The organism is Chryseobacterium sp. Leaf405 (assembly GCF_001425355.1).
GTDB lineage: Bacteria > Bacteroidota > Bacteroidia > Flavobacteriales > Weeksellaceae > Chryseobacterium.
On sequence record NZ_LMQN01000004.1, the window covers coordinates 91,398 to 102,574 of the forward strand.

8 protein-coding genes and 1 riboswitch are annotated in these 11,177 nt (G+C 35.4%); of the genes, 5 read left to right on the top strand and 3 right to left on the bottom strand.

Going from position 1 to position 11,177, the window contains the following annotated elements:
• Positions 1–2 precede the first annotated feature (2 nt).
• From ilvB to ilvE, 3 genes are read right to left on the bottom strand one after another with little or no spacing between them, the layout of a single operon-like run.
• Entirely contained in the window at positions 3–1,739 is a 1,737-nt protein-coding gene (gene ilvB / locus ASG22_RS04235; protein ID WP_055981071.1) for a biosynthetic-type acetolactate synthase large subunit, read from the bottom strand.
• Between the two features lie 9 nt (positions 1,740–1,748).
• Positions 1,749–3,431, bottom strand: a complete 1,683-nt coding sequence (gene ilvD, locus ASG22_RS04240) for a dihydroxy-acid dehydratase (protein WP_055981075.1) — start codon at positions 3,429–3,431, stop codon at positions 1,749–1,751.
• Positions 3,424–4,326: a branched-chain-amino-acid transaminase gene (gene ilvE, locus ASG22_RS04245; protein WP_055981078.1), complete on the bottom strand. Its 903-nt coding sequence runs from the start codon at positions 4,324–4,326 to the stop codon at positions 3,424–3,426. Before ilvE ends, ilvD begins: the two co-directional genes overlap by 8 nt.
• Positions 4,327–4,802: 476 nt before the next feature.
• Positions 4,803–4,908: riboswitch (SAM riboswitch) on the top strand.
• A 93-nt stretch (positions 4,909–5,001) separates the two neighbouring features.
• Between ilvE and ASG22_RS04250 the strand changes: the two genes are divergently transcribed.
• From ASG22_RS04250 to ASG22_RS04270, 5 genes are all read left to right on the top strand, one after another.
• Complete coding sequence (locus ASG22_RS04250; RefSeq protein WP_055981081.1) at positions 5,002–7,422, top strand: TonB-dependent receptor plug domain-containing protein; 2,421 nt, start codon at positions 5,002–5,004, stop codon at positions 7,420–7,422.
• A gap of 56 nt (positions 7,423–7,478) precedes the next feature.
• Positions 7,479–8,798 carry an APC family permease gene (locus ASG22_RS04255; RefSeq protein ID WP_055981084.1) on the top strand — a complete coding sequence of 440 codons (1,320 nt, stop codon included), beginning with the start codon at positions 7,479–7,481 and terminating at the stop codon, positions 8,796–8,798.
• A 37-nt stretch (positions 8,799–8,835) separates the two neighbouring features.
• The gene (locus ASG22_RS04260; RefSeq protein ID WP_409991360.1) at positions 8,836–10,242 is read left to right on the top strand and encodes a PLP-dependent aminotransferase family protein; all 1,407 of its coding nucleotides are present in this window, start codon (positions 8,836–8,838) and stop codon (positions 10,240–10,242) included.
• An 84-nt stretch (positions 10,243–10,326) separates the two neighbouring features.
• Complete coding sequence (locus tag ASG22_RS04265) at positions 10,327–10,836, top strand: hypothetical protein (protein ID WP_055981087.1); 510 nt, start codon at positions 10,327–10,329, stop codon at positions 10,834–10,836.
• A 150-nt stretch (positions 10,837–10,986) separates the two neighbouring features.
• On the top strand, positions 10,987–11,177 hold a 191-nt coding region (locus ASG22_RS04270; RefSeq protein WP_131726143.1), incomplete at its 3' end, for a hypothetical protein.

Consider the following 11,177-nt stretch of genomic DNA (forward strand, 5'->3'; position numbering starts at 1 on the left):
ATTTATTTTAAACGAATTTCGCTTACACTGCAACCCTGCGGAACCATAGGAAATACATTGTTTTCCTTTCCCACTTTAATTTCCAGAAGGTAAGCACCGTCGGTTTCCAGCATTTCTTTTAATGAAGATTTTAATAATTCTCTTTGCTGAACGTGTTTTCCGTTAATTCCATACGCTTTGGCGACTGCGGGGAAATCCGGACTTGTAATGTCTACGAAAGAATAACGTCTGCTGTGAAAAAGTTCCTGCCACTGACGAACCATTCCCAAAAATGAATTATTCATCACAATCATTTTAACCCCGATATTGAATTGAGAAATTGTCCCTAACTCCTGAATATTCATCTGAAAACCACCGTCTCCGGCAATACAAATTACATGTTTATCCGGATTTGTCATTTTTGCACCTATGGCAGAAGGCAGACCAAAACCCATGGTTCCCAAACCGCCTGAAGTCACATTTCTTTTTGAATCTTTAAACATCGCATATCGACAGGAAATCATCTGATGCTGACCGACGTCGGTGCAGATAATATAATCTCCATTAGTAAGTTCATTTAAATATTTTAAAACCTCTCCCATCGTTAATTCCTCCGAATCAGGATTCAGTTCCTTTTTAATAACTTCCTCATTTTCTTCATATTGAAACTGCTTAAAGCGATTCAGCCATTCATTATGATGATTTTCATTAACTAAATCCATTAACAACGGTAATGTTTCTTTACAATCACCCAAAACCGGAACTTCAGCTTTTACATTTTTATCTATTTCAGCTAAATCGATATCCAAATGAATCACTTTTGCCTGTCTCGCATACTGGTCTAATCTTCCTGTCACACGATCGTCAAAGCGCATTCCGACAGCAATTAATACATCGCAATCATTCGTCAGCTTGTTGGGTGCATAATGACCATGCATTCCAAGCATTCCTACATACAAAGGATGTTCTGTTGAAAGTGCACCCAATCCTAAAACCGTTGCAGCAGCGGGAATACCTGTTTTTTCAATAAATTTTTTCAGTTCATTTTCAGCTTTTCCCAAAATAACGCCCTGACCGAAAAGTAATAAAGGTTTTTTCGCCTGATTAATTATTGAACCAGCCTGTTCTACATATTCATTTTTAACTTTAGGCTTAGGCTGGTAAGATCTTATGTATTTGCAGGCTGCGTAACTTTCAAAATCAATTTCCTGAAGCTGAGCATTTTTGGTAATATCAATTAAAACCGGTCCTGGTCGACCCGTTTTTGCAATATAAAAAGCCTTTGCCAACACTTTTGGAATATCTTCTGCATCGGTAACCTGACAATTCCATTTGGTAACGGGAGCGGTAATATTGATGACATCAACTTCCTGAAATGCATCTGAGCCCAACAGTGAAGCGAAAACCTGCCCCGTAATGCAAACCAAAGGCGTACTGTCGATCATCGCATCTGCCAAACCTGTTACAAGATTTGTAGCTCCGGGACCGCTTGTAGCAATGGCAACTCCAGTTTTATCCGACGACCGTGAAAATCCCTGCGCCGCATGAATTGCTCCCTGCTCATGCCTCACCAAAATATGTCTGATTGAATCTTTATAATCGTAAAAAGCATCGTAAATAGGAATGACTGCGCCTCCCGGATATCCGAAAACGATTTCTACCTTTTCGGCTTTTAAAATTTCAAGAATGACCTCTGCACCTTTCAGTTTTCGTACTGCTGAAACTTTCGTTTCTTCTAACTCATTTAATGATAATTCCATTTTTTTAATTTAAAAATCAGTTATACATCCTTGTGAAGCATCAGATACAAGTTTGGCATATTTATACAAAACTCCACTTTTCACTTTATAATCCTGTTGCTTGAAACCAGCTTTTCTTTCCTTTAATTCTTTCTCTGAAATCATCAGATTGATGGTATTTTTTTCTGCATCAATTTCGATAATGTCATTATTTTCAACCAAACCGATCAATCCGCCTTCAAAAGATTCCGGAGTGATATGACCTACTACAAAACCGTGCGTTCCGCCTGAAAATCTGCCGTCTGTAATTAATGCTACATTTTTTCCTAATCCTGAACCCATTAAAGCAGAAGTTGGTTTCAACATTTCAGGCATTCCCGGAGCGCCTTTTGGACCTTCATTCTTTATCACAACAACATCTCCTTCCTGAATCACTTTATCTTCAATTCCTTTAATAAACTGTTTTTCACCATCAAAAACCCTTGCTTTTCCTTTGAAGAAACTTCCTTCTTTTCCTGTAATTTTTGCCACACAGCCTCTTTCCGCCAAATTTCCATACATTATTCTGATGTGTCCAGTTTCTTTGATCGGTTCATCAATTTTTTTAATAATATCCTGTTCCCTGTCAATAATTGAAGTAATATTTTCCAAATTTTCAGCAATCGTTTTTCCTGTGACCGTCAGACAATCACCATGAATTAAACCTTCATCCAACAAATATTTCATTACTGCCGGAACTCCGCCCACTTTATGTAAATCCTTCATGAGATATTTTCCGCTCGGTTTTAAATCTGCTAATAAAGGTGTAGTATCACTTATTTTCTGAAAATCATCAAGTGTTAATTTGCAGCCTATACTTTTTGCAATCGCAATAAAATGAAGCACTGCATTGGTACTTCCGCCCAAAACTATAATCATTCTCAAAGCATTTTCAAAAGCCTTTGGAGTCATGATATCTGACGGTTTTATATCTTTTTCGAGAAGAATTTTCATGTAATATCCTGCAAACTCACATTCATCCTTTTTCTCTTGGCTCAAAGCTGGGTAAGATGACGAATAAGGCAAACTCATTCCCAACGCCTCGATTGCAGAAGCCATTGTATTTGCAGTGTACATTCCGCCACAAGCTCCTGCGCTTGGGCATGAATTTTTTATAATTCCATCGTAATCTTCATCGGAAAGTTTTCCGGCAATTTTATTCCCCAAAGCTTCAAAAGCAGATACGATATTGAGATCGTTCCCTTTGTAATGTCCAGCTTCAATACTTCCGCCGTAGACCATAATTGAAGGTCGGTTCAATCTTGCCATCGCCATTACAGAACCAGGCATATTTTTATCGCAACCAGGCACGGTGATCAGTCCGTCATAATATTGTCCGGCACAAACCGCTTCGATACTGTCTGCAATGATGTCACGACTTACCAGAGAATAGCGCATTCCGTCGGTCCCATTGGTCATTCCGTCGCTAATTCCGATGGTATGGAACATTAAACCAACCAAATTTTGATCATTCACGCCTTTTTTCACGATTTCGGAAAGTCCGTTCAGATGCATATTGCAGGTATTTCCATCGTAGCCCATACTTGCCACTCCAATCTGAGCTTTATCAAAGTCTTCTTTTTTAAAACCGATTCCGTAAAACATTGCCTGAGTTGCGGGTTGTGTAGGATCCTGCGTCAGTGTTTTTGAATATTTGTTTAATTCTTTACACATATTGAGGCTGTTTTTTCAGATACGTAAAATCTTCTTCTACCACAAGATGCCTGTATGCTTTTTGAATTAAAGCAGAAACACTATTTTCCCACTCAAGTTTAAAAGGAACATTATCCAAAGACTCTAAGGCAACGATTTCCGCGGCAGTCCCACAGAAAAAAGCAGCATCTACACCTTTCATTTCTTTAGCTGTAAAATCCCGTTCTTCAAAGCAAATCCCTAACTGATTAGCTAAATCAAAAATGGTATTACGAGTAATTCCCGGCAGGATATTGCCTGTTTTTGGAGTATATAATTTTGAATCTTTTTCAAAGAAAACATTAGCACCCGAGCTTTCAGCCACAAACCCATTGCTATCCAACAACAAAGCTTCATCAAAACCTTTGTCTTTAGCTTCCTGACAGGCTAAAATAGAATTAACATAATGTCCGCTCACTTTTGCTTCAATTCTAAAAGCCTTAGGATTTGGTCGCTCGAAAGAAGAAGTCATTACTTTCATTTTGTTTGACATATAGCCGTTATCCCAGTTCCAAACTTCGATGACCAGCGAACTTTTTTGTCCTTTTGATAATGACATATTGGGCGAACAGATCACCAATGGACGGATATAAGCATTACTTAGACTATTCATTTCCAACAATTTATAGGTAATATCAATCATGTCCTGCGTTGAATAATCAAATGGAATCATCATTAGCTCCGCAGATCTTCTTAATCTGTCATAATGCTCTTCTGATTTAAAAATTTTCGCTCCGTTGGCAGTTTTGTATGATTTTATTCCTTCAAAAACGGCATAACCATAGTGAAGCGACTGTCCGTAAAGATCGGTTGAGGCTTTTGAGGCTTCTACAAACTCTCCATCGAAATAGAGAAAGCTTTTCTCGTTGTAGTACATATTTTTTAGTTTTAAATTTTAATTTTCAATAATAAAAAAACCACCCTCGGATGAGGATGGTTATTTTAATGTATACTTTCTTAAAGTTCAACAATACCATCACTCATCACCGGAACCCGATAATGACAATAATGATAATAATAATGTTGAATAATTTATTCATTTCGTTGCTTTAACGATACAAATGTAGAATTTATTTTTAATTAAACAAGCGTTTTTATAACTATTTTTAAAAAATTCATAAAATCGATAAAAATTCAATTAGATTAGATTTAATTTTATAGTATCTGAAAATAAATAATTTCTGTGACAAAACTTGTAGAGATTTTCTTTTATAAATTCAAACAAAAAAACATCAAATCATATTCAAAAATTATCGATTAAAACAACAAAATTACATCACCTTTTATATTCAATTTCTACAATCATTTTTTTTAAATTTTCAGGATTTGAAAAATTAGTCTACCTTTGCAGTAGACTTATCGAGAAAGGCGGAGGGATTTGGCCCTGTGAAACCTTAGCAACCGGCAGATTCTATCATGTAAAGGTGCTAATTCCAACCCAAAAGGGGGAAGATAACTGATGTCAATATTATTTCAATATTCCATTTCTTGACAGTCTTTTTTATGGATTTATATCCAAATGATCTATTATTAAAAATTATTTAAACGAACAATGAAAAAGCTCAGCATTTCTGTATTAATGCTTGGTGCAGTATGGGTTTCTGCACAAGAAGTTGAAAAGGAAAAACAGATAGAAGATGTTATTATTGTAGGTAACAGAAACAATAAAAGAACAAAAATTGATACACCCGTTCCGGTGGACATCATCAACATAGATAAAATTCAAAAATCAGCACCACAGACAACTGTTCAGGATCTTTTAAATTATGTAATTCCTTCCTTCAATTCAGTACGACAGTCTTCTTCGGATGGTACGGAACATATTGATCCTGTTTCTTTGCGTGGTTTAGGACCGGATCAGGTTTTGGTTTTAGTGAACGGAAAAAGAAGACATACAACTTCATTAGTCAATTATCAAAATACCGTTGGAAATGGTTCTGTCGGCACAGATTTAAGTACTATTCCTGTTATTGCAATCGACAGAATTGAAGTTTTAAGAGACGGTGCAGCTGCCCAATATGGTTCTGATGCCATTGCCGGAGTCATTAATATTATTCTTAAAAAAAATATCGGTGCAACGGCAAGTGCAACGTACGGAATTTCGGGACGAAATGACGGAGAAACGTATCAAGCTGGCGTTAATTACGGAACTTCTTTAGGAAAACAGGACAGTTTTGTCAATTTATCTTTACAATTAAATTATCGTGGAAAGACTACCCGTACACAGAATCACAATTTGGATATTTATGGTGATAATTTTGCGTATGATTTCGCTGATGATCCTGTTGCAGCAAGAGCTTTGGATGATCAAAAGATTCGTGAGAACGGTTTGACCCGTGATGACTTCAATTTCCAGATCGGTGATGCGCAAATCAAACAGGCGCAATTATTTTTTAATGCAGAATATCCTTTCAATGAACAATTCAAACTGTATACTTTTGGAGGTTTCAGTTTAAAAGAAGGAAAAGGATTTGGATTCAGAAGACTTCCAAGTGAAAAATCTAATATCGTTGAATCTATTTATCCGAACGGTTTTCAAGCATCTTTAGGTTCGCAGATTTATGATTTCTCTTACGCTGTAGGAACAAAATATAATGCTAACAATTGGCTGGTTGATGTAAGCAATACTTTCGGCAGCAATACGTTCAATTATAATGTTGACAATACCAATAATGCATCATTAGGAGTAAATTCACCGACAAGTTTTTACGCCGGAGCGCACAGTTTTCTCCAAAATACCATTAACCTTGATGTTTCTAAAAATTTAAACCAGTTCAATATTGCATTCGGTGGAGAATTCAGATTTGAACAATATCAGATAAAAGCCGGAGACGAAGCCTCTTACACTCAATATGATGTTAATGGAAATGTTGCCACAGAAGGTTCAACTGTTTTAGGAAACGGTGGCTCGCAGTCTTTTATCGGTTTTTCTCCTGATAATGCTTTGAAAAAATCAAGAAACTCAACGGCCATTTATGCTGATATTTCTTATGATTTAGATAAAAAATTTAATGTAGATTTAGCCGGAAGGTTTGAAAATTATTCAGATTTTGGAAGTACCCTGAACGGAAAATTAGCTTTACGTTATGAATTTATTAAAAATTATGCGATTCGCGGAGCGGTAGGAACAGGTTTCAGAGCGCCATCTTTACAACAGCAATATTTTAATAATTCTTACGCCGATATTTCTACTTCAGGTTCAGGAATCGTTACTAAAGGTATTTTCACCAACGACAGCGCCGCTGCACAGGCATTAGGTTTTGATAAACTGAAACAGGAAACTTCAGTTAATGGAAGTGTCGGATTTACGTTAAAACCAGCCAACAGGCTTTTCATCACATTAGACGGATATTTCATTAAAGTTAAAGACAGAATTGTTATTACCAGCAATATTACCGACCCAAGATTGGAAGAATATGGTGTAGAAAGTGGGAGGTTTTTCGCCAATGCTATCGATACGGAAACCAAAGGGGTTGATTTGGTTATAACCTATGACTGGAAAATAGGTGGCGGAAATTTGAATATTAATCTAGCCGGAAATTACACAGAAACAAAAATTACAGATTTCCATTTTCCAGAGAATTTGGGAACGCCGCAGAACGAATTTTTTGGACCGGATCAGATCAATATCATCGAAACGCTTTCGCCAAAAACTAAAGCAACTTTGGGCTTAAATTATAGCATTGACAAGTTTAGTTTTATGGTGAGAAATACCTATTTCGGAAAAGTGATTAGAGACGGTTATCCGTTTGGTGGTGTTCAGGAATTTGCTCCAAAATTGGTTACGGATATTAGTGTAGGATATGATATTACGAAAAACATTAACCTTACCATCGGCGCCAATAATGCTTTCGATGTTTTCCCGGATTTGCAGATTTATGAAAATTCTTATTACGGAGTTTTCAAATATGCGCCTGTGCAAATGGGAACTTTGGGAAGTTATTTCTTTGGAAGAGTGAATTTTAATTTTTAATTAATTTCATTTCTTAAAAACTGAAAAGAACAAAATTTATCAACATTATTATTTAGATGAATACACCTGAACATAAAATCGGTTGGAAAACCGCCGTCGCTATCGTTGTTTCCAATATGATCGGAACGGGAATTTTTACGACACTGGGATTTCAGTTGGTAGATATTACCAATACCTACAGCATTTTTCTGCTTTGGGGAATTGGCGGAATTTTAGCATTGTTCGGGGCGTTTTGTTACGCTGAATTAGGCGTTAATTTTAAAGGAAACGGCGGCGATTATATTTATTTAAAAGAAACCTACCACCCGATTTTAGGATATCTGGTAAGCTGGATTTCCTTGATTATCGGATTTTCGTCACCTGTTGCGCTGGCAGCACTGGCAATGTCAAAATATCTTTCCGTTTTTGATTTTACTTTTGGAATTCCTTTTTCGATTGCCATAATTTTTCTGGTGGCAATTTCTTTGTCTTTTAGTTTAAAAGGTTCGAGCCGATTTCATAACTTTTTTACTTTCATTAAAATAGCATTTATTATTATTTTGATTATTTTAGGCGTTGTCCTTTCTGAACCGAATTCTATCGGAAACAGTCTGAATTTTGGAAATTCCTGGGGAAAAGAAATCATGCTCCCTGCTTTTGCAACCTCCCTAGTTTTTGTAACATATTCTTACACAGGATGGAATTCTGCTTCTTATATTGCAGGAGAAATCGATAATGTCCATAAAAATCTTCCAAAATCATTAATTATAGGAACGGTTTTCGTGACGGTTTGCTATGTTTTGATTAATTATATTATGTTGAAACACGCTCCAGTTCATCAATTAGCCGGAAAGGAAGATGTAATGGGTGAAGCCGCCAATAATATGTTGGGAATTTCATTCGGAAAGGTTGTTAATGTTTTTATTGCTTTACAGCTGGTGGCGACCATCAGCGGTTATCTTTGGGTTGGTTCGAGGCTGACTCAGGCTTTTGCGAAAGAAAATCGACTATGGAAATCGTTATCAGTTAACAATAAAAAAGGAATTCCTGTTCGTGCCATTTTTGCCCATGCTGTAATTGCAACGATTATTATTCTGTCGGGAAGTTTTAAAGAGATTTTTGTGTATACCGCTTTTATTCTTCAGCTATTTGCAAGTTTGGCGATTTCTACAGTGTATTTTATTAAAAAAAATCAGCGGAAAATATTTAAGTCTAATTTGTTTTATATTTTCCCTACTGTTTTTCTGCTGTTCAGCATTTACATTTTATATTTTACCTTTATTAATAATCCAAAAGAAAGCATTATTGGATTGGGAATTATCGCAGTCGGACTTATTTTATATTTGGTTGATAAAAAATCTTTAAGGAAAATTAAAAAGAAAAGTACAGCTGATTAAATTGTAAATTTGTACGGTACAGTTTTTTTTTGATTTAATGATGAGAGATTACAAATATTCTATATTCACTTCCATAATTGAAGAAAATATTAATAACGGAATTTTAAGACCCGGAGATCAACTACCTTCAATAAGAAAAATAAAAAAAGACTACAGCCTGAGCATCAGTTCTGTACAAAGCGGATATGATTATCTGGTTTTTAAAGGATTGGTAAAGAGTAATCCACGTTCCGGTTTTACCGTCAATCTTCAAACGAAAAAAATATTAAAAGAACCGATGCCTGTCGCATCATTAGTTCCGATAAATTCTGTATTCCGAAAAAATTTAAACCTTACATCTTACCGAAATCAGAACACTGAAATCACTTCTCTAAATGCAGCAGTACCTTCTGATTTTCTGATACCACAAAAACTGGTTCTTAAGACAATGCAACAGATAATCCGTGAGAAAGGAGCATCACTTCTACGATATTATCCTACCAATGGAAGCGAAAAACTCAGAGAATTGCTCTCCAAACGTTCTGCATTACATGGCGCATCTTTACAACAAGACGAAATATTAATTACAGATGGTGCTTTACAGGCACTTTATATTGCACTGGCGGTCACTACGAACCCTAACGATATTATTGCAGTCGAAAGTCCGTGTGTATTTTCTGTTCTTGAAGTTATTGCCAACCTGCGTCTTCGGACAATTGAAATTCCAGTAAAAAGTGACACTGGTTTTGATACAGATTCACTCAAAAAAGCCTGCATTCAAAATACCATTAAGGCAATTGTTGTAACTCCTAATTTCCATAACCCAACAGGACTATTAATGACTGATGAAAAGAAAAAAGAAATCTACAATATTGCATCTTTTCATGATATCCCGATCATTGAAAATGATATTTATGGTGATCTTTATTTTAGCGGATCAAGACCTTCGAATATAAAGAATTTCGATAACACTGGTTTGGTTCTTACCTTTTCTTCATTTTCAAAAACTCTTGCACCTGGAATACGTTTAGGCTGGCTTTCCGCAGGCCGTTATCTTGAAAAAGCAGAAACAATGAAATTTTCTCTTGGCAGATCTGTATCACCAATGAATCAGGAAGTTATATTAAAATTGCTTTCAACATCCGGCTATGACAGACATTTGCGTGTTTTCCGACATCATCTGGAACATCAGGCAATTAAGCTTGTTAATCAATTTAATGAATATTTTCCCGAAAATTCCTATACTCCAATTCCAAAAGGCGGATACAGCGTTTGGACTCAGCTACCACCAAAAACCGACATGCTATTTTTTAATACTATCTGTGAAAAATTTGGCATCACTTTTACTCCCGGAACAACATTCTCATTTACAAACTCTTACGATAAATTCTTCAGAACAGTATTTTCTCAGCAAATTACAGATAAAAGTCTTGATGCCATTAAAAAAATTGGACGTTCACTATAAACTAACTGTACCGATTCTTTTTTACATTTCTGTACCGTAAGCGATCTATTCCTACACCCTATCTTTGTTTTAAATTAAAAATCAATGGATATTATATCAAAATTTACTGTAGGTTCAGAAAAAAGTATAGATCAACTTTTTGATCTAAAAAAGATACAATTAAAAGAGATGTACCAAGATATTCTCGACCACCATCAATTAGATATTTATATTAAAACTCAACTCAACCGCAGAGATGCTATCAATGAACTTAATGATCTCAGTACACAAATGATTACAGTTTTTGTTGATGATGAACCTGTTGGATATGCCATTATTAAAAGTTCTTTTAATCAGCCCAAAATACTGGATGGAAAAAAAGCTGTTGAACTGTCTTCATTTTTCATTTTATCTGAGCATAATAATTACGAGATAAGGCTCTCATTATGGCAAAAATGTTTTTCTGTAACCCGTTCTTATTGTCATTGGATAGAGATTTTACAAAACAATCCGTTAATTTCTTTCTTGGAAGGTCTCAATTTCAGAATACATGAAAAACTAAAGATGAAACCGTTTGAAGTTCCATCTTATCTAATGATTAGAGAGATTAACTAATAATATTTACTTTGATTATTATCCTGATTAAAATTTGCTGTAACATTAAAATTCTTCTACATTTAAAACACGTTAATTTTATCTGAAATAAACATCATCTTGTTGTGAATATTAAAATTATTAATATATTTACAAAAATAACACACAAGTATGGAAGAAAATAACGCCTTTTTAGGTGGCATTTTAAACGATCCTGAAATGTTGGCAAAACACTTTTCCGGGAAGACATACCGCCAGTTCTCGGAAGAAAAACACAGTCCCCAGGTTTACAGTTTTATTTATATTGACGGGAAAGAATTTAAAGGTTCATGTCAGATTGAAATTATTCAGCATACAGGAAA